Origin of the sequence: Streptomyces olivaceoviridis (assembly GCF_014650115.1) — a bacterium.
Taxonomy (GTDB): Bacteria; Actinomycetota; Actinomycetes; order Streptomycetales; family Streptomycetaceae; genus Streptomyces; species Streptomyces olivaceoviridis.
In genome coordinates this window covers 179,409-197,395 of record NZ_BMUI01000019.1, presented here as the reverse complement: position 1 = coordinate 197,395, position 17,987 = coordinate 179,409, and the positions used below count along the sequence as shown (strand labels likewise).

Here is a 17,987-nt window from a genome sequence, read left to right as displayed (position 1 = left end):
GGCCGGCGCCCTCGACACCGGGGACGAAGGGCGGCTCACCGGGCACCGCGAAGCCGGCCCGCCCAGCTCTTCCACCACCACAGCCCGCATGGTGCACACCTCTTCCTGTCGGTAGGGCCGCCGATCGGCCGGCGAGTGCGCGGGAGGGGCCCCGGGACCGGAAGGGGCCCCTGCCCGGGGTTGCCCGCGAAGACGCCGGTCTGCGCCGCGCATTGGGCGCATCGGCCCGCTCGGGCCTACAGCAGGGTGGACGCGTAGGCGGGGTTGGTGTAGTCGCGCCACGCCTCGATCTTGCCGTCGCGCAGCTCGTAGATCGCCATGTTCATCACCGGGGCGAGCTTGCCGCCGGGCAGCGCGAGCCCGTGGATCTGCTCGGCGATGACGACGTCACCGTTCACCGCCTGGTGCACGGTCTCGAACTTGATCTGCCCGAAGTTCGCGAACACGCCCTTCCACAGCGCTATCACCGCGTCGCGCCCCCTGACGGGCGAGTCGCCGTAGGCGGTGAAGGTGACGTCTTCGGCCAGGAACGGGGCGAGGGCGTCGGCGTCCTGTGCGTTGAAGGTGTTCACGAAGTCGCGGACCAGTGTGTCGTTGTCGGTGGCAGCCATGACAAAAGCCTCCAGGATCGGTGGATACGGGTGTGCGGTTGCCGTCGCTGTCATGTCACGAGGTGGACCGTGGCCCAGCCGGCCCGCGGGATCTTGCGGTACTACTGTGAGCGTAAAACGCATTTTCTGGACCAGCAAGTCCAGTAAATTTCGCGCTCCAGATGTCCCACATACGGATGAAACGGGCGGCGAGGCAGCCGCACATCGACACGCTCAGCTCCTGGTCTGTCTGACCGTGTACATCGGCCCGGACCCCGGTGGCCCGGCAGCCGGGTGATCAGCCTCGCACCGATGTCACACGTGTGAAGCGGAAGCGGGGGCGCCGCGAGGAGTGCCCACGGGTGCCCGCGAGACACGACTGTACGGAGCGTGCGAGGTGTCAGCCCGCGATGACGGCGACCGCGGTGCGGCCACCGTCCACGTCGAGCACGATGCCGTGCACGAACGAGGACTCGTCACTGGCCAGGTAGACGGCCGCCTGGCCGATGGCGTCCGGGGTGCCGGTGCTGCCGTGCGGGTGCCCTTCATCATCGCCTCGGCGGGGTTCGAGGTCGTCTCGTCGGGGCCGGGGATGAGGATCACGCCAGGTGAGATGGCGTTCACCCGGACCCCGCGGCTGCCGAACTCGGCGGACCAGGCCCGGGTCAGCGCCTCCAGCGCGCCCTTTGACGCGGTGTAGGCGGTGCCCAGCGGAGGGCCCTGCCGGACGGCCCAGGAACCGAGGTTGATCACCGCACCGCCACCCGACTCGGTCATGTGGGGCGCGAGGGCGGCGGTGAGGAAGAAGGGCGCCTTCACATTGACGGCGAAGACGCGGTCGAAGGTGTCCTCGTCGGTGCCCTGCGTTCCGTTGGCCGGAAAGATGCCGGCGTTGTTGACCAGGATGTCGACCCGGCCGCCGAGAACGGCCCGGGTCTCGTCGGCCAGAGCCCGCGAGGCGGCGGCCGAACCGTCGAGGTCGGCCGCGACGAAGTCGGCACGGCCGCCGTCGGCCCGGATCTCCGCCACGACCTCGGCGCCCCGCTCGACGTTACGGCCGGAGACGACGACATGCGCGCCCTCCCGGCCGTACGCGATCGCGACCCCACGGCCGATGTTGCTGGTGGACCCGGTGATGAGTGCGGTCTTGCCGTGCAGACGATTGCCCATGGTGAGTGCCTCCTGATGCTGGTCGCGCGGTCTCGGGAAGAGGTGGCCGCGCGAGGTGTGACGGCCGGCGGATCACCGGCCTCGACGGGGGCGGGTGGATTGCTCGGTACCCGACCACCCGGTCATCCAGGGCGGAGTGCGGATGCTCCGCTCGACGGAGGGCGTTGAGGCGACTTCGAGCTCCGGCTCCGGGTGCCGTCGCGTGCCGGGCCCGGCGTTCGTGCCAGGCCCGGCCGCGTCTCAGACTCGGCGCAGCCCGCGGCGGAGCGCGTCGATCCCCTCGGCGACCATTCGCCGGCTCACCTCGGACTCGGGGGCCATCTGGCTCGCACCGTGGAACGTTCCCGGGAAGAGGTGCAGTTCGGTGGGAACTCCCGCGGCGGTCAGGCGCTGGGCGTAGAGGTACGTCGACGAAGGTATGCATGGACGTCGTCTCCAGGCGGTCGTCCAGGACCGGGATACCGAGGTACTGCATGCTCAGGGCGGGCCCACCGTGGTCACGGGCGTACAACGCGACGCCTGCCGCGAGCCCTCCGCCGGCGCTCTCCCCGGCCACCCCGATCCGCTCCGGATCCACACCCAGCTCGTCCGCGTGCTCCGCCAGCCAGATCAGTGCGGCATAGCAGTCCTCCAGGGCGGCCGGGAACGGATGCTCGGGCGCGAGGCGGTACTCCACCGACACCACCACCGCACCCACCTCCGCCGCGATGCGCAGAGTCTCGTTGTGGAAACCGTCGACACTGCCGAGGGCGAATCCACCGCCGTGCACATAGAGCAGTCCGGGAAGTTTCCGGCCCTGGCTTTCCGGCGTGTAGACGCGCACACCGACTTCCGGAGCGCCTTCAGGGCCGGGCACGGTGATATCACAGGCCTCGACCTGCGCCGGCTGATCGGCGGGGTCGAACGACATCAATTCCGATGCCGCCTATCGCGGCTGCTCCAGCTTGGTGTAGTCGACCCCCGCGAGAAGAGAAAGCCATGGGGCGAGTTCGGGGTCGTATGCGTAAGTCATCGGAATCTCCTTCGCTTCTGATCACCAGTTTCCATGGCCGACCGTGGGTCGCACAGCCGCCGCGTGGTGGTGAATCGTCACGGGAATCCGCCAACTGTCGGATGACGCGGTCCCCCTCACGGGATCGCTTCTTCACCGGCCCGTCCGACAGGGCTCATGACACGGAGCGTTTGCCATCCTCAAGCTGAGCTTGCCTGATGCAGGCATAGGACAGCCTGGACGAGGACCGTGATGCGGGTTGTCGAGCAACGGAGCTTGCGGAGAAGTCGCCAGGACTTGAGGGTGGCGACGGCTTGCTCGACGAGCGCCCGGATCTTGGCGTGGGATCGATTGACGGCCTGCTGCCCTGTAGAAAGCGTCTCCCACCGGCCGCGGCAGGGAACACGGACCGTGCCTCCGGCACCCTGGTAGCCCTTGTCGGCCCAGCAGTTGACGCCGGCCTCGGCAAGCGCGTCGATGATGCCGTGCTCCCGTGCCGCACGGACGTCGTGGACGGCCCCGGGCAGGGCCGGCGATGCCCACACCAGGCGGCCGGAAGGATCCGCGATCGCCTGCACGTTCATCCCGTGTTTCTTGTGCTTGCCCGAATAGAAAGGCCGGCCGGTGGCGATTCGGTCAATCGGCAGCAGCGTCCCGTCCAGCAGGACGAATGCCTTCATCGACGCTGCCCGGACCGCCTCGGCGAGCGTCGGGGCAAGGGCGGCCAGGACCTCAACCGCCTCGGTGACGTAGCGGTAGGCGGTGGTGGTGCCCACTCCGAACCCGGCCGCAAGCTGCACATACGGATGACCGTTGCGGAGATGGGCGAGGGCGAGCAGAGCCTGCCGACCCGGGCTCAGGCGCCGCCACCGGGTGCCGAGACTACGGCGGTGTTCCCGCAGACGGGCGGAGAGGAAGCGGAGGGCGGAACTGGACACGTCCAGCCCGGACGGATGAACAAGCACGTGAAGCCTCTAGTAGAGACGGATTTCTTGGTCGAAAACCATCTACCAGGGGCTTCACCCGTGTGTCAGGTCAACTGGCAAGCCGGCGAAGCAGAATGAAAGCGCTCCTTGGCTAGCGATCTCGCGCATGCGAACCACGACATCATGGGTCAGCTGGTTGTCCTGACAGGTGCACTGCTGCGCCCGTGGGGTCGACCGCTGAGCTCGGCGTCGAGTGTCTCCTGAGCCACGCGCATGGCCTCGGCGTATACGGGGCTTTGCAGTCGCTTCCACATCTCGCCCTCAGAGACGTCCTCAACGCAGCTGACCACCCACCAGATGTTGCCGAAGGGGTCCTTGATGCGCCCTCCGCGCTGTCCGAAGGCGTCGTCGGCCAGGGATGTGACAATGTGGCCGCCGACTGCGACAGCCTGTGAGAACGCCTCGTCCGCGTCCGCGACAAACACGCGCAGCAGGCTCGGCATGGTGGGCCAGTCCGCGTGTCGGTCGAAGGCCAACACGACGGTGTCGCCGACTCGAATTTCACCGTGCCCGATCAAGCCATCCTCGGTCGACACCCGCCCGAGCTCCTCGCCCCCGAACGCCTGGGCTACGAAGTCGAGGAAGGCCCCCGTGTCGTCGGTGACGACCCAGGGCGCAACGGTGGTGTAGCCATCCGGCGCGGGGCTGGTCTGCTCGGGCATCGCGGTCCTTTCGCTGATGTTGGTGGCAGCAGCGACGATAGGGGCGATTTAGGTCAGCTCCTGCCCTAGACCGCGGTGAGCTTGAGTCGCAACTGTGCTACCTCGCGAACGCTCGCGCCGTTCTTGCCAGCCCCCGCCCTTGGCTCCTGTCCCCGTCAGCCTGAGGTTGGAGAACGCTCACGGAACGGCACAGCCGCGGATCCGATGAACCGGCCTCCGGCTGGACTGCTCACGGCGCGCATACGTGTTTTCAGCTGCCAGGGGGCGCCCATGGCCGGCGCGTCGACCGGAGGCGCAACCGCCCCTGGTCCGCGCCACCGGCCCGGCGGACCCCCTCATTCGGCCGTATCGCGCAACTGCCTCAGGAGGATGGCGAGTTCGAGCCGCAGCCGGCCGGCCGGCACGCTGAAGGAGAAACCCAGTCGCGCCTCGGCGTGGGCGAGTCGGGACATGACGGTGCTGTGATGCCGGTAGACCTCGGCGGCGGCCTTGCGGGCCTAGCCGGTGACGCAGAAGGCGGTGAGGACGGCCAGGGTGTCCGCGCCGTTCTGCTCGGCCGCAAGTGAGTCCAGTGCGGCCACGTCTGTGACCTGCGCGATGTCCTGACCGCGCAGCCGGTCCGCGATGGCCGCGAACGCCCCGAGCTCTCCGGCCCGCACGACGGCCGGGAAGAGCGCGCCCAACGTGGCGAAGCGCAGCGCTGTACGGGCCTGCTGCCAGGACTCGGGGGCGTCGATGACAGGCAGTGAACCGCTCACGCCGATCCGCATGCCCTTGGTCACCAGCTCCGGCAGGTCCGGCGGCAGCGAACGTGTGAGTACGGCATGCGCGTGGCCGAGCGAGGCGGCCCGCACGCCAGGACTGACGTCGGCCAGCGTGGTGACGAAGCCCTTGATCGCCGCGGGCTCGGCGGCCACCGCCAGGACGTGCAGTTCGGTGCCCGGCAGACGGACGCCCTGCGCCGCGGACTGCTCTCCGCGCGGCAGGCATCTCCTGAGCCGCCGCGGACCGTACACCGCGGTGGCGAATGACCGTCATATTACGGTGAGCTTGCCCTGTGCCGGAGGTACACACTTGCAGCACGGTCATGAAGGAAGGAGATTGCGGATGTCCCACGGCTATGACCCGGAGCTGGCCCCCTGGGTCGACCTCCTCCCGGACGTGGACTTCGCCGAGCTCGAACGGGTGCGGCGGGTGGAGGCCGAGATCATGGAGTTCGGGTCGTACGACCCGCCTGCTCCCGTCGATGTCCGGGACACCGTAGTGCCGGCCTTGGACGGCGCCCCTGAGGTCGGCGTGCGCGTTTACCGGCCGGTCGACCGGGACGGGACCCTGCCCGGCATCCTCTACGTACACGGCGGCGGTTTCGCCATCGGCAGTGTCGACGCCTTCCATGGCGAGACGACGCGCATCGCGGCCGAGGTGGGTGCGGTGGTGGTGTCGGTGAAGTACCGGCTCGCTCCGGAGCACCCGTTCCCGGCCGCTCTGGAGGACTGCTACGCCGCGTTGAGCTGGATGGCGGCACGCGCCGGGGAACTGGGGATGGATCGGGGACGCATCGCGGTGGCCGGGGAGAGTTCCGGCGCGGGTGTGGCCGCCGCCGTCGCCCTGTACGCGCGCGACCAGGGCGGTCCGGCCCTGCGCATGCAGTACCTCGGCGTCCCGGTCCTCGACGACCGCCTGGACACCCTCTCCATGCGAACCTTCACCGACACACCCGGATGGTCACTGCACAACGCCCAGGTGACCTGGGACTACTACCTCGGCGGCGAAGGAATCCGCGGCGGTGAGAACGTCAGCCCATACGCCTCGCCGGCCCGCGCCGAGCACCTGGACGGGCTGCCGCCCACCTACATCTCGGCCGCCGAGTTCGATCCCGTACGCGACGAGGACCTGGCCTACGCACAGCGGCTGGTCGCCGCGGGTGTCCTCACCGAGGTCCACCTCTTCTCCGGCACCTTCCACGGCTCCACCCGGCTCGCCCCGCAGGCCGGGGTGAGCCGGCGGATCGTCGCGGAGCAGATGCCGGCCCTGCGCCGCGGCCTGGGAGTCGAAGAGGACGAGAGCCGGGGCTGAACGTCGATACAGCTGACCCACGGGTCGGCTCTGTCAACCACCTGTCCGCGTGGGACGCCGACGTCCACACGACCGCGGCCGACTGGACGGCCCGCTCACGGCGCACGCGGTGTTCCCCGGACCGGTGGGGCAACGTCCGCGCAGCGGCATGGACGTCGTGTGGGTCCTGAACTGTCCGCAGCCGTCCGACGAGACGGAGGCATGGCAGTGGTGAAGGGAGACCGTTCCGGCCCCGTCCTCGAACTCGGCATGACCGATGCGCGTCCGCTTCCGCGGGCACGCCCGAGCCAGAGGACATCCAGAAGCTGGAAGATCTCCCCGTCACCGCTTGACGCGACAGGGCAGCCCCGGGGGGAGCCGGCTGCCGAGCAGGGCGAGAGGCAGCCCGGGGAAATCACTTCACTACGACGTTGTCCCCGGCCGAAGTCGACGGCCCGGTGGTGGTGTTGCCGTAGTACGCCCAGCGCCACGTGCCCGTCTTGGATGCCTTCACGGTCGTCCTGAGATCACCCGAGCCGTTCGCGTACACCTTTTTCATCGTGGTGTAGGAGGTGGCTCCGGTGGGCTTGAACTGCAGGCTCACCAGGCGGCCTCCGTAGGAGGCGTACTTCCTGGTCTCCCAGTTGGCTCGCGTGACCTTTCCGGTCACAGTGATGGTGCCGCCCTTGGTCACCGGCTCGGGTGAGGCGTTCACGGTCAGACGGGAGTTGCGCTTGACGTAGGCCGTGAGGCCCTCGTCATCAGTGTCACCGCCGCCGCCCTGGAAATACACCTCGGCCGCGACCTTCCAGGCTCCGGCCTCGCTGTTGTGCATGTCCCACTCGCTCGGGTCGAAGTACATCGTCTCCTTGAAGTCGCAGACGCCCGCGCTCACCTTGATGCAGTCGCTTGTCTCGATGGCGTGCCACAGTCGATCACTCGTACCGCCGCGGTACAGAAACACCGCCGGCCACTTCCACGTGTGGGTGGTCGCCATCCGGAAGGAGGTGGGCACCGCGACCTCCTTCGACACGCCGATCACGATCGGCTTGCCGCCGTTCACCTGGACGCGGGTGAACGAGGCCCCGCCTTCGGCCGCGTCGGCCGGAACCGCGGCCACACCGGTGAACACCGCGGCCGCGCCACCGGCGACGACAGCTCTCCAGAGCTTCTTCCCCACTTGATCCCCGATCTCTGTACCGAAAGGCGCCGGAGACTCATCCTCCGGCGCGTTTTTCAGACGGCCGTGATCCACACGGGGTTGTACACCCGTGGATCACGATCGGGCATCGGATCCGCCTTCACAACAGACCCTAGGGCACGTCGACGTCGTCGAAGAGCGCGAGCATACGGGTGAGGACGTGCACGCACGCATCCACGTCGGCGCCGGTGAGGTCGCCGCCCACCTGCCGCAAGGCCGCGTGTTCGCGGGCGCGCACCGCGGTGATGGCCGCCGTGCCGTCGGCGGTCAGCCGGATCAGCGAGGACCGCTGGTGGGCGGGGTTGGGGATGATCTCGACCAGGTGCTGCGCGGCGGCATCGTTGACCATGCGCTGCACGAACTGCCGGCTGAGTGTCTGGGCGCGGCCCAGTTGAGGGACGGTCATGGGTCCGTGCCGGCGCAGCAGATCCAGGACGGCGCGCACGCCGACGGACAGCCCCTCGATCGGCTCGGCCTGTTCCACCTTGCGGTGCACCCGCCGGTACAGCGGCCCCACCAGGGCGAACACCTCCGTCAGTCGGTCGGCGAGCTCGTCGGGCGGCAGTGGGGTGTCGGTACCTGTCATGCCCCAAGAATGACACCCCGGTTGCCAACCGTCGCCGATGATGACAGCTTGGTTGTCATGTCTGCCTTCGCCGAGCACTCCGAGATGCTTTCGTTCACGACCTCTGACGGCCCCCTCGCCTATCGCGACACCGGCAGGGGGCAGCCGCTGGTGCTGCTCCATGCCGGGTTCTTCGATCACAGCATGTGGGACGACCAGACAAGGGCGTTCGCCCCGCGTTACCGGGTCATCGCGCCGGACGCCCGCGGACACGGCGCCTCCGCGAACGCGACCCGGCCGTTCCGTCCGGCCGACGATCTGGCAGCGCTGCTGCGCCGTCTCGATGTCGGGCCGGCGGTGCTCGTCGGGGTCTCGATGGGTGGGGGTACCGCGGTCGACGCCGCGCTTGAGCATCCCGAACTGGTACGCGCCGTGGTCGTCAGCGGCGTGGGGACCAGCGAACCGTACTTCGAGGACCCCTGGAGCCTGGAGGTCCTCGGGGAGCAGAACCGCGCACTGGCGGCCGGCGACATCGAGGGCTGGCTGGACGGGCACGTGCGCTTCGCGGCAGGCCCGCACCGCTCGCCCGGTGATGTCGATGCCGACCTCGCGAACCGCCTGCGCGCGATGGCGTTCCGGACGATCTCCAAGCACGCGGCCGGCGAACCGGACTATCGCGTACCGGTTCCGCAGACCTGGCGGCGTGCGGCGTCCATCGACGTTCCTGTCCTGGCGATAAACGGCGCCCTCGACGTGAGCGACCACAGAGCGATGGCCGAGCGTCTGGTCCACGCGGTACCCGACGGCCGCGCGGTGTCCATGGAGAACACCGCGCACTTCCCCAACATGGAGCGACCGACCGAGTTCAACGCCCTCCTGGCCGACTTCCTCGAAACGGCCTCGTGACCCGGTACGGCGAGACCACCGAGTGATGTGGGTGTGACGTGTGACGACAGAACCTAGCGCGACTGCGCCCAGTCGTAGAGGCGGTGGGCGCTGTCACCGAAGCGCGTGGCGTAGAGCGTCGGGGTCTGCCCGCCCGCGAGTTCCTCGTCGGTGGTGGTGACGCCCACGACGGTGCCGGTGCCGGTGCCGGTGTCGAAGTGGGCCAGGTGCGGGCCACCGCTCGACCCGGCTGACATGTCGCAGCTCTCACCCCACAACAGGGGGACCTCGGGACCGGGGTGGCTCGTGCCCGCGCAGTGGATCATGCGGGATCCGACGTACTTGTCCCCGGGGTCGTTGAGTCCGTAGTCCGGGTACCCGAAGGCGTGGACGAACTCGTCCTCGACGGGCTGGCCGAATCCGATTCGCTGGCTTCCGGTGATGTCCTCGATCGGGCGCCCCCCGGCGGCGGGGTTCGCCACGAGAAGTCCCGCGTCGTAGCCGGCGGCAGCCACGTCCGACGACCCCGTGGTGTTCGGATCGGCGTCCCAGCGGGAAGAGGTGGCCATGGTCCTGATGCTGAAGCCGCCGAGCGGTTTCGTTCCGTTGCGATAGCCGGGCACGAAGTAGAAGTTGTGGTTCCAGGTGTCGTCGGCGGAAGGCGAGCCGACGCCTCTCAGGCAGTGTGCCGCCGTGACGACGGTACTGCGGTTGGCGCTGGTGACGACCGTCGCGGTGCAACTGCCGTCGTAGCCGTCGGAGAAGGTGAAGAACAGGCGGCCGACGTTCTTCACCACCGCCCCGCCGTGTGTCCACACCGACCCGGAGTCCGGCGTGTTCGAGGGAAGCGGCCGGGGATCGTCCGGCGTGTTGTCGTCCTCGGGTACGGGGGTGATCTCGGGGACCAGAGCGCCTGCCAGCTTCATCCGCTCGGGGGTCCAGTAGGCGTTGATCCGGTCGCGCTCCTGCGCGGTCGTGGCCCCGGCGTGGCTGGTGGTGGTGTCCGCTGGCGGCGTGCCGCCGCTGGTGGACGACGAGCGGTGCGGTGAGGTGTCGGCAGCCGCGGCCGGCGTGACCAGTGCGACGACGGCCGCCGACACCGCGACGGTGGTGCCGATCGCGTGCCGGAGGGTCCTGCGGGTGCCGTCCTGGTGACCGCCTGGGCGGTGAGAAGGTGTGCGCATGCGCGGGACGGTAGTCACGCGATGTCAGGAAGCGGTCATGGGAATGTGCGGGCGGTGTCTGCACCGCGGGTCGACGGCTCGTGCCGCACGCGGCTCCCGGCCGCGCGCGACCGTTGCTCGTCCTGTGGCCTCGCGGGCGAAGGCGTGCCGGGCCGCACGCGGGGCGGGGTGACCGGCTCCGGCACACCGATGACGCGTCGTCGCGGTGCGCCTGTGCGGGTCGTTCGAGGGTTATCGGGTTCTGAGGCGGCGGTAGGTGTTTCGGGCCACATGCACGCCCGGCCCGCCGAAGCCGACGATGTCGACGCGTCCGTCACCGGTGATGTCGGCGGGGAAGCGAAGGTGCTTCCTGCCCGTCCCCCTGGGCGTGCCCGAAGGCGTCCAGGACGAGCCGCGAGGGCTCGAACGCGCCGTCGCCGCGCCCGCGGGTCGGCTTCGCGGGCAAGAGCGCGGGGCTCTTCTCGGTGACCACCGACAGTTCCGAGCCGCAGCCCGGTGCCGGCGTCGGCTTCGAGGACGCCGACGCCGACACGTACGACGAACACGAGCACGAGCCTGTCCGACAACGCGGGCTTCCTCGCAGCACAGGTAGCTACTGTGCGCGGGGCCGCTGTGTACGTTCCATCAGTTCCGGGCTGAGCAGGGAAGTGACGGGTGCCATCATGTTGGCCGCCTTCAGGAACGCCGTGCCCAGGACCGGGTCGATCGCCGCGGAAGCGCGGAACTGGTCGAGGTAGCCGTTGACCTCCTCGTCCTGGGGCCCGCGCTCGCCCTCGACCTCGGGGAACCGCAGGTCGCCGCCGGCGGCGAGGGACCACGGTTCGGCGAGCAGCGTGGCCGCCGCCGCGAAGAACCGCGGTGCCAGGTCCTGCCGACCGTGTTCCGCGAGCAGGGACTGGAGCAGCTCGGCCTCCATGACCGCCACGGTCATCCCCTGACCGTAGATCGGGTTGAAGCTGCACAACGCGTCACCGACGACGAGAAATCCGCCGAGGTGACGGTCGAGCTTGTCGAAATGGTTGAGGGTGCTCTCCGGGTAGCGCATCTTGACGGGTTCGTCCACGGGCGTAGCCGAACGGAGCACCTCGGCGGCGTCCTGTCCCGCCAGGGCCGAGGCGAATTCGATCATCCCGGCGTCGTCTGTGGGAGGTTCCTCGCCGAGCAGTCCGGCCAGCAGCACCGCGATACGGTCGGCCTCCTGCCGGACCACGACTGCGGCGCGGGGCTGCCCGGGAAAGGGCACGACCGTCGCCCCGAGCCGTCCGTCCAGCAGACCGGGCTCCTGCTTGTAGTGCCGCGTCACATAGACGACGTTCGTCCTGACAGCCGTCTGCTCCGGGACGGGGTAGCCGAACTCGCGGAGCCAGGGCAGGGCGCGGGAGCCGCGTCCGGCCGCGTCCACCACCAGTTCCGCCGGCACGGTCTCCTCGGCTCCCGAAAGCCCCCGCACCCGTACACCGGCCACTCGGTCACCGACACGGACCAGGCCGTCGACCTGGGTTCCCTCGACGAGGGAGACGTTCGGCAGCGCTCGGACACGCTCCCGGATCATCTCCTCGATCCGCGGCCTGCTCACACCGAAGCCGCGCAGGCCGGACGCCGCCGCGGCCATCCTGTGGCCGTCGAGGGACCAGGTGAAGTCCGCCTGCGCGTCACCGCTGGGGACGCCGGCCGCGGTCATGGCGTCGATGAAGCCGGGGAAGAGACCGTCCAGCCCGACGGCGCCGCGGGTGAGCAGCGCGTGTACCTGACGGCCCTGCGGTACGCCGCGGCGGGACACGGTCTGTGCCGGGAACGTGTCCCGTTCGAACACGGTCACATGTGTGTACGACGAGCTGAGTGCGCGTGCCGCCAGGAGACCGGCGACGCTGCCACCGATGACGACCGCGTGACCGACGGAAGAATCCGATTGCATTGTCATGATGACGGGACGTAGTCGAAATGGATCTTTGTTCACTGTTCGCCAGTGTTGCCCCTCACACCCTGCGCGGGTTCCTGGTTGGTGGATGCCGCGTCGCAGGAACGTATTAAGGCTACCTGTTCAGTTTACCTGTACTATTGACGACATGAAGCTACGCACATCACCATCGGGCGGCCACTCCGCCGCCGGGGCGGGAGGGCGGTCGAGCGGGGACAGCGAGGCCGCGAGCCCGGGTTGGCGGTTCACCCTCCCCCTCATGCTCGGGTCGTCCCTGAACCCGATCAACAGTTCCATCATCGCCACGACACTGATCGCCATCGGCCACACGTTCCACGCCGGAGCGGCCTCCACCATCTGGCTGGTCTCCGCCCTCTACCTGGCCAGCGCGATAGGCCAGCCCACCATGGGACGACTGGCCGGACTCATCGGCCCACGCCGCGTCTTCCTGGCGGGCCTGACCCTGGTCGGGGTCGGCGGCGCGCTGGGCACCGTCGCGACGAATCTGCCGACCCTGGTGGCGGCCCGCGTCATCCTCGGCGTGGGCACCTCGGCCGGCTACCCGACCGCGATGATCATCGTGCGCCGCTGGGCCGCCGACCACGAGCCGGCGCGTACGGGTGGCACACTCGGCGCGCTGGCCATCGCGGCGCAGGTCACCTCGGCCCTCGGTCTGCCCCTGGGCGGCCTGCTCGCAGCAGCCGCCGGATGGCGGATCACCTTCTTCATCAACGTGCCCCTGGTCCTGATCGGCATGCTGATGACGTTCGCCTGGGTGCCGCGCGACCTCCCCCGTACCGAGCGGACCGGCGACAGCGCACCACCGGCCCGGCTGGACACCCCCGGAATGGTGCTCTTCTCGGGCACGATCGCCTCCCTGTTGCTCTTCCTCAACGACCTGCACCACCCGCGCTGGTGGCTCGGCGCCCTCGTGGTGGTCCTGCTCGTCGCCCTGGTGCTGTGGGAGCGCCGGGCGGACGACCCGTTCGTCGACGTGCGCATGCTGTCGAGGAACAAGCAGCTGAGCGCCACCTACCTGCGGGTCTGCCTCACCTTCCTGCTCAACTACTGCATCCTCTACGGCCTCACCCAGTGGCTACAGGAGACGCGGGGCCTCTCGGCCATCGGTGTGGGCCTGCTGATCCTCCCGATGTCCGTGTTCGCCGCGCTCATCTCCTTCCCCTTCGCCCGGCACAACCTGGCGCGCTCCGCGCTGTACTGCACGGCCGCCGCGTCGGTGATCGGACCGGCCGGCCTGCTGCTGTTCACCTCGACCACCCCGATCTGGATCCTGGTCCTGATCACCATGGTGTTCGGTGTCATCTCGGGGCTGGGCGTGATCGGGAACCAGGCCGCCCTGTACCAGCAGGCGCCCGCCGAGGCCGTGGGCGTCGCCGCCGGACTCATGCGCACGTTCACCTACCTGGGCGCCGTGCTCTCGTCCAGCCTGATCAGTCTCTCCTTCGGCGACCGGGCCACCGACAGCGGCCTGCACACGATCACCTTCGCGCTCCTCGGCCTCGGCGCGGTCCTCCTCGCCATCACCCCGTCGGGAGCCCGGCACCTCAAGGCGTCCTGAGGACTCCGTTCTCACCGCCTCGCCCGGCACACGTGTTCGCCGCTCCGACCGCGGTCGCCGGGGGAAACACCCGAGCATGCACGCACTCTCCGCACACACCCCGCAAGCAGCGGCCACGCCTCGTCGGGCGCACACTTTGAAAGCACATACCTGAAATGGGAAGGGCACACCTATGGATATGCGACTGACCGGCAAGCGAGCCCTGGTGACCGGATCCAGCTCCGGACTCGGCCAAGCGATTGCCGAGGCGCTCGCCCGCGAGGGTGTCACCGTCGTCGTGCACGGCCGTGACGAGGCGCGCGCCAAGGGCACTGCCGGCCGCATCCAGGCCGAGGGCGGCCGGGCCGACGTGGCGGTCGGGGACCTGAGCACGCCCGAGGGCGCGCAGGCCGTCGCCGAGAAGGCGTTGAGCGGCGGCACGATCGACATCCTGGTCAACAACGCGGGGGCGTACGACCAGGTCGGCTGGATGGACGCCACACCTGAGATCTGGGCGGAGACGTATCAGACCAATGTGCTCTCGGGCGTGCGGATGATCCAGAGCCTCGTTCCCCACATGCGTGAGGCCGGCTGGGGCCGGGTCGTCCAGATCGGCGGCGGTCTGGCCGCCCAGCCCATGGCGGCTCAGCCCCACTACAACGCCTCACTCGCCGCCCGCCACAACCTCACCGTGTCCCTGGCGCGTGAACTGAAGGGGAGCGGCATCACCTCCAACACCGTGGCGCCTGGTGCGATCCTCACCGAAGCGGTCCGGAAGCTGCTGTGGCAGATCGCCCCCTCCCACGGCTGGGGCGACACATGGGAGGAGATCGAGCGCGCAGCCGCGGAGAGCTGGGTACCCAACGACGCCAACCGGTTCGGGCGGCCCGAGGAGATCGCCGCCGCGGTGGTCTTCCTGGCGAGCCCCCACGCCGACTACATCAGCGGTGCCACCCTGCGCGTGGACGGCGGAACCATCCGCTACGTGAACTGACACGACAGACGCATCGCCACCGCCCGGCCGGCCCACCCGGCCGGGCGGCGCGTTTTCACCGACGCGGCCACGGCTCGGAAGGCAGCGCGCCGACGGGGGCACGCAGAAGTCTGCATATGTAGACTTCTCAAGTCTACCGGCGTATACTTATCTTCAGATGCTTCCCGGTCATACCGAACGGGAAGTCCGAGAGAGGGAACAGAGCATGGACCTGAATCTGAACGGACGGCGCGCGCTCGTCACCGGTTCGAGTGCCGGACTCGGCGAGGCCACCGCGAAGCTGCTGGCGGCCGAGGGCGCGGCGGTCGTGGTCCACGGCCGCGACAAGGACCGCACCGAGAAGGTCGCCCAGGACATCCGCAACGCGGGCGGAACCGCGACCACGGTCCTCGGCGACCTGGCGGACGACGAGGCCGCCGCACAGGTCGCCCGCGCCGCCACCGCCGACGGCCCCATCGACATCCTCGTCAACAACGCCGGCTTCTACCGCCACCTGTCCTGGGCCGAGGCCGCACCCGACGAGTGGCGCGACACCTACAACGTCAACGTCGTCTCCGGCGTCCGCATGATCCAGCACCTCGTACCGGCCATGCGCGAACGCGGCTGGGGCCGGGTCATCACCATCGGCGGCGGTCTCGCCTCCCAGCCGATGAACACCCACCCCCAGTACAACGCCACCCTCGCGGCCCGTCACAACCTCGCCGTCTCCCTCGCCCGCGACCTCAAGGGCACCGGCGTCACCTCCAACGTCGTCTCCCCCGGCGCCATCCTCGTCGAGGCGACCAAGGACCTCGTGACCGAGATCGGCCCCGCCCGCGGCTGGGGCAACACCTGGGAGGAGATCCAGCCCAACGCGGTCAACGCCCTGATCCCCAACGACCAGGAACGCTTCGGCGACCCCGACGAGATCGCCGGCGCTGTCGCCTACCTGTGCAGCGACTACGCCCAGTACATCAGCGGAGCCACCATCCGTGTGGACGGCGGCCTCATCCGCTCCGCCTTCTGAAACCCACACCCACGCACGGAGCACCGGTGCGGGCACCGCGACGAACAACGTCACGGCACCCGCACCGGTGCTCCGTGTGCCTTCCTCCGCCGCGGAGAACACGACCCTCCCGGCGCCGGTGGCTGATCCAGCCGCGGCGCCGCCCTTCCCGTCCCGGGTTGGAGCACCCTCACCCGCGGAGACCACAAGGTGTCCGGCGGCGACCGCGTCCAGGCCACGACAGCCGAGCCACGCCTCTGGGCTTCGACGGATCCCACCCAATGACCACGCGGGTCACCCGAAGGTTCGGGAGTGTTTCCGGTTGATGTCCGGCATGCACACGTGTCTGTGGCCCCACGGACGGCTGGCCGCCCTGCATCGCGTGGTTTTCTCACCGACGGGGCAGCACGGACCCGACCGACGAGGTACGGGCCGGCCTGAGCGCGCTCGCGGCGGCCCGAACCGGCCGGCTCCCAGGTGGCCGGCAGGGCGCCGACGGGCGCGGTACGGGTCCGCCGTAGCCCGGCGCATCCGTACCGCCGCCGGGCGGACACCCCCGGCCGGCCACCCGGAGGGCACCTCAGGTGCCCGGCTCGGTCGTCACCCGCTCGATGGCGTAGAGGTCCTCGAATCCGGCGAGGTCCTGCATCTGCTCGAAGACGGCGAAGGACTCGGCCGCGGGACGCGCGCTCGGCCGTCCGGACCGTTGTTCCCGGTAGGCGTCCCGCAGTGCGCTGAACGCAGCGGTCTGTCCCGTGACCGGGTCGATGACCAGGGAGTACCCGAGCTCGGCCCACTCCCCCGGCGCGTGCAGGTCGAACGACGTCAGCAGGGCCACGGGGCCGGACAGGCGCCGCGGTGCGGCGGCTCGCTGCTCGGCGTTCTCCGGCAGCAGCATGACGACATCGGCGCCGGCGGCGAAGTACGCCTCGCAGCGCTCGACGGCCGCGTCGAAGCTCTCGTTCTGGACCGCGCCGGTGCGGGCGATGAGCAGCAGGTCCGGGTCACGCCGTGCCGCCACCGCGGCCCGGATCTTCCCCAGCATCACCTCGACCGGCACCAGGTGCTCCACATGGCGGTGATGGCTGGCCCGCTTGGGCGCCACCTGGTCCTCCAACTCGATGGCATGGACACCGGCGGACTCCAGATCCCACACCATGCGGGTCACATGCACGGCGTCGCCGAAGCCGACTCCGCCGTCCACCACCAGCGGCAGCGCCGAACGCCGGCGGATGGCAGCCGCCGTCTGGGCGAGCTCCGTCGTCGTCAGCAGCGCTTCGGAGACGGCGAGCGACAACCCGAGGCCGCCGCCTCCGAGGTATCCACCGTCGAAGCCCAGTTCCTCGCACAGGCGGGCGGTCAGCGCGTCCGGACAGTGCGGGATCATCAGGGGACCCTCGTTCTCCACACGCCGCCGGAACGCCGCGCGTGCCAGGTTGTCCATGTCTCACTCACATCCTTCTCGTATGAAGCCCGGCACACCTACGGCAGGGCGCGCACAGGGCTTGCGGCGGGGTGTTCCGTGCCGACGACACACCAGGCCGTGTCAGCTGGAAGCCGGGGGGCCGAATACTCCCGAACCGCTATGTCTTCAACTGTAGACTTATCTCGTCACCTTGACTACACTGGCCGTGTGAAAAGTGACTTGACTCATCGAGGGCCCCCCTCGGCGAGGACCGGTCGGCCGCGCAACGCGGCGGCGACCCGAGAGGCGGTCCTCAGATCCGCGGTCGAGGCCTTCACCCGTTCCGGCTACGACGGTGCCGGTGTGCGAGAGATCGCCGAAGGAGCCGGCGTGAGCGCGATGATGGTGAACCGCTATTTCGGATCCAAGGAGAACCTGTTCGCCGAGGTGGTGGACACCTCCTTCACCCCGCGGACCGTTGTGCCCGACGACCTGACGCGCCTGAGCCATGGCATCGCCCGGGCACTGGTGCACCGTACGGGGCCCGGGGCCGACGAACTCAGCCCCTTCCTGCTGACGCTGCGGTCCGTGTCCAATCCGCGTTCGGCCGAACTGGCCAGGCAGGGCATCGAACGACATGTGGAACGTCACCTGGCAGAGTTACTCGGCGGGGAGCGGGCGCGGGAACGCTCCGCACTCGCGCTCTCGGTGATCCTTGGTGTGTGGCTGATGCGGAGCATCATCGGTGACACAGCCCTGCTGGAGGCGGACCTCGACGGACTCGCGCGTCATCTGGACGGCATGCTCGCCGGCCTGCTGACGTCGCCATGACGCCGAG

At 69.5% G+C, this 17,987-nt stretch carries 16 protein-coding genes and 3 pseudogenes; 6 read left to right on the top strand and 13 right to left on the bottom strand.

Annotated elements, in window-relative coordinates:
* Positions 1–236: 236 nt before the first annotated feature.
* The 7 genes and pseudogenes from IE273_RS30425 to IE273_RS30395 form a co-directional block, all read right to left on the bottom strand.
* Positions 237–611, bottom strand: a complete 375-nt coding sequence (locus IE273_RS30425; protein WP_189818372.1) for a nuclear transport factor 2 family protein — start codon at positions 609–611, stop codon at positions 237–239.
* A gap of 379 nt (positions 612–990) precedes the next feature.
* Positions 991–1,760: pseudogene (locus tag IE273_RS30420) on the bottom strand (SDR family NAD(P)-dependent oxidoreductase).
* On the bottom strand, positions 1,642–2,670 hold the full coding sequence (locus IE273_RS30415; RefSeq protein WP_308437072.1) for an alpha/beta hydrolase: 1,029 nt from the start codon (positions 2,668–2,670) through the stop codon (positions 1,642–1,644). The pseudogene IE273_RS30420 and the gene IE273_RS30415 overlap by 119 nt, the downstream one beginning before the upstream one ends.
* A gap of 281 nt (positions 2,671–2,951) precedes the next feature.
* Positions 2,952–3,716, bottom strand: coding sequence for an IS5 family transposase (locus IE273_RS30410; RefSeq protein WP_189818371.1), 765 nt, complete (start codon positions 3,714–3,716; stop codon positions 2,952–2,954).
* Between the two features lie 149 nt (positions 3,717–3,865).
* Entirely contained in the window at positions 3,866–4,399 is a 534-nt protein-coding gene (locus IE273_RS30405; protein ID WP_189818370.1) for a VOC family protein, read from the bottom strand.
* Between the two features lie 335 nt (positions 4,400–4,734).
* Positions 4,735–4,881: pseudogene (locus IE273_RS30400) on the bottom strand (hypothetical protein); the annotation flags it as partial.
* A gap of 15 nt (positions 4,882–4,896) precedes the next feature.
* A complete protein-coding gene (locus tag IE273_RS30395; protein ID WP_189818368.1) occupies positions 4,897–5,415 on the bottom strand; it encodes a hypothetical protein in 519 nt (172 codons plus the stop codon).
* 91 nt (positions 5,416–5,506) lie between these two features.
* Between IE273_RS30395 and IE273_RS30390 the strand changes: the two genes are divergently transcribed.
* Positions 5,507–6,475, top strand: coding sequence for an alpha/beta hydrolase (locus IE273_RS30390; RefSeq protein WP_189818367.1), 969 nt, complete (start codon positions 5,507–5,509; stop codon positions 6,473–6,475).
* 394 nt (positions 6,476–6,869) lie between these two features.
* On the opposite strand, the gene IE273_RS30385 is transcribed toward IE273_RS30390, so the two are convergent.
* On the bottom strand, positions 6,870–7,634 hold the full coding sequence (locus IE273_RS30385; RefSeq protein ID WP_189818366.1) for a hypothetical protein: 765 nt from the start codon (positions 7,632–7,634) through the stop codon (positions 6,870–6,872).
* 133 nt (positions 7,635–7,767) lie between these two features.
* Positions 7,768–8,241 (bottom strand): MarR family winged helix-turn-helix transcriptional regulator, encoded by a 474-nt coding sequence (locus IE273_RS30380; RefSeq protein ID WP_189818365.1) that lies wholly within the window; start codon positions 8,239–8,241, stop codon positions 7,768–7,770.
* Between the two features lie 57 nt (positions 8,242–8,298).
* Between IE273_RS30380 and IE273_RS30375 the strand changes: the two genes are divergently transcribed.
* On the top strand, positions 8,299–9,126 hold the full coding sequence (locus IE273_RS30375; RefSeq protein WP_189818395.1) for an alpha/beta fold hydrolase: 828 nt from the start codon (positions 8,299–8,301) through the stop codon (positions 9,124–9,126).
* 53 nt (positions 9,127–9,179) lie between these two features.
* On the opposite strand, the gene IE273_RS30370 is transcribed toward IE273_RS30375, so the two are convergent.
* The 3 genes and pseudogenes from IE273_RS30370 to IE273_RS30365 form a co-directional block, all read right to left on the bottom strand.
* Positions 9,180–10,289, bottom strand: a complete 1,110-nt coding sequence (locus IE273_RS30370; protein ID WP_189818364.1) for a trypsin-like serine peptidase — start codon at positions 10,287–10,289, stop codon at positions 9,180–9,182.
* A gap of 231 nt (positions 10,290–10,520) precedes the next feature.
* Positions 10,521–10,716: pseudogene (locus tag IE273_RS43910) on the bottom strand (hypothetical protein); the annotation flags it as partial.
* A gap of 165 nt (positions 10,717–10,881) precedes the next feature.
* The gene (locus tag IE273_RS30365; protein WP_189818363.1) at positions 10,882–12,210 is read right to left on the bottom strand and encodes an FAD-dependent oxidoreductase; all 1,329 of its coding nucleotides are present in this window, start codon (positions 12,208–12,210) and stop codon (positions 10,882–10,884) included.
* 256 nt (positions 12,211–12,466) lie between these two features.
* Between IE273_RS30365 and IE273_RS30360 the strand changes: the two genes are divergently transcribed.
* The 3 genes from IE273_RS30360 to IE273_RS30350 all read left to right on the top strand — a co-directional run bounded on the left by IE273_RS30360 (position 12,467) and on the right by IE273_RS30350 (position 15,765).
* Positions 12,467–13,786 carry an MFS transporter gene (locus tag IE273_RS30360; RefSeq protein ID WP_189818362.1) on the top strand — a complete coding sequence of 440 codons (1,320 nt, stop codon included), beginning with the start codon at positions 12,467–12,469 and terminating at the stop codon, positions 13,784–13,786.
* Positions 13,787–13,958: 172 nt separating this feature from the next.
* Entirely contained in the window at positions 13,959–14,759 is an 801-nt protein-coding gene (locus IE273_RS30355) for an SDR family NAD(P)-dependent oxidoreductase (RefSeq protein ID WP_189818361.1), read from the top strand.
* A gap of 205 nt (positions 14,760–14,964) precedes the next feature.
* Complete coding sequence (locus tag IE273_RS30350; RefSeq protein ID WP_059265993.1) at positions 14,965–15,765, top strand: SDR family NAD(P)-dependent oxidoreductase; 801 nt, start codon at positions 14,965–14,967, stop codon at positions 15,763–15,765.
* 559 nt (positions 15,766–16,324) lie between these two features.
* Here IE273_RS30350 and IE273_RS30345 read toward each other — a convergent pair.
* On the bottom strand, positions 16,325–17,188 hold the full coding sequence (locus IE273_RS30345) for an isocitrate lyase/PEP mutase family protein (RefSeq protein ID WP_189818360.1): 864 nt from the start codon (positions 17,186–17,188) through the stop codon (positions 16,325–16,327).
* A gap of 189 nt (positions 17,189–17,377) precedes the next feature.
* On the opposite strand from IE273_RS30345, the gene IE273_RS30340 reads away from it, so the two are divergent.
* On the top strand, positions 17,378–17,980 hold the full coding sequence (locus tag IE273_RS30340) for a TetR/AcrR family transcriptional regulator (RefSeq protein ID WP_268257524.1): 603 nt from the start codon (positions 17,378–17,380) through the stop codon (positions 17,978–17,980).
* Positions 17,981–17,987 lie beyond the last annotated feature (7 nt).

Bases quoted from the DNA above. Each gene is read 5' to 3' on its own strand.
- IE273_RS30375 (WP_189818395.1), top strand. From the start codon at position 8,299: ATGTCTGCCTTCGCCGAGCACTCCGAGATGCTTTCGTTCACGACCTCT.
- IE273_RS30365 (WP_189818363.1), bottom strand. From the start codon at position 12,210: ATGACAATGCAATCGGATTCTTCCGTCGGTCACGCGGTCGTCATCGGT.
- IE273_RS30370 (WP_189818364.1), bottom strand. From the start codon at position 10,289: ATGCGCACACCTTCTCACCGCCCAGGCGGTCACCAGGACGGCACCCGC.
- IE273_RS30355 (WP_189818361.1), top strand. From the start codon at position 13,959: ATGGATATGCGACTGACCGGCAAGCGAGCCCTGGTGACCGGATCCAGC.
- IE273_RS30345 (WP_189818360.1), bottom strand. From the start codon at position 17,188: ATGGACAACCTGGCACGCGCGGCGTTCCGGCGGCGTGTGGAGAACGAG.
- IE273_RS30425 (WP_189818372.1), bottom strand. From the start codon at position 611: ATGGCTGCCACCGACAACGACACACTGGTCCGCGACTTCGTGAACACC.
- IE273_RS30380 (WP_189818365.1), bottom strand. From the start codon at position 8,241: ATGACAGGTACCGACACCCCACTGCCGCCCGACGAGCTCGCCGACCGA.
- IE273_RS30390 (WP_189818367.1), top strand. From the start codon at position 5,507: ATGTCCCACGGCTATGACCCGGAGCTGGCCCCCTGGGTCGACCTCCTC.
- IE273_RS30415 (WP_308437072.1), bottom strand. From the start codon at position 2,670: ATGTCGTTCGACCCCGCCGATCAGCCGGCGCAGGTCGAGGCCTGTGAT.
- IE273_RS30360 (WP_189818362.1), top strand. From the start codon at position 12,467: ATGCTCGGGTCGTCCCTGAACCCGATCAACAGTTCCATCATCGCCACG.
- IE273_RS30405 (WP_189818370.1), bottom strand. From the start codon at position 4,399: ATGCCCGAGCAGACCAGCCCCGCGCCGGATGGCTACACCACCGTTGCG.
- IE273_RS30350 (WP_059265993.1), top strand. From the start codon at position 14,965: ATGGACCTGAATCTGAACGGACGGCGCGCGCTCGTCACCGGTTCGAGT.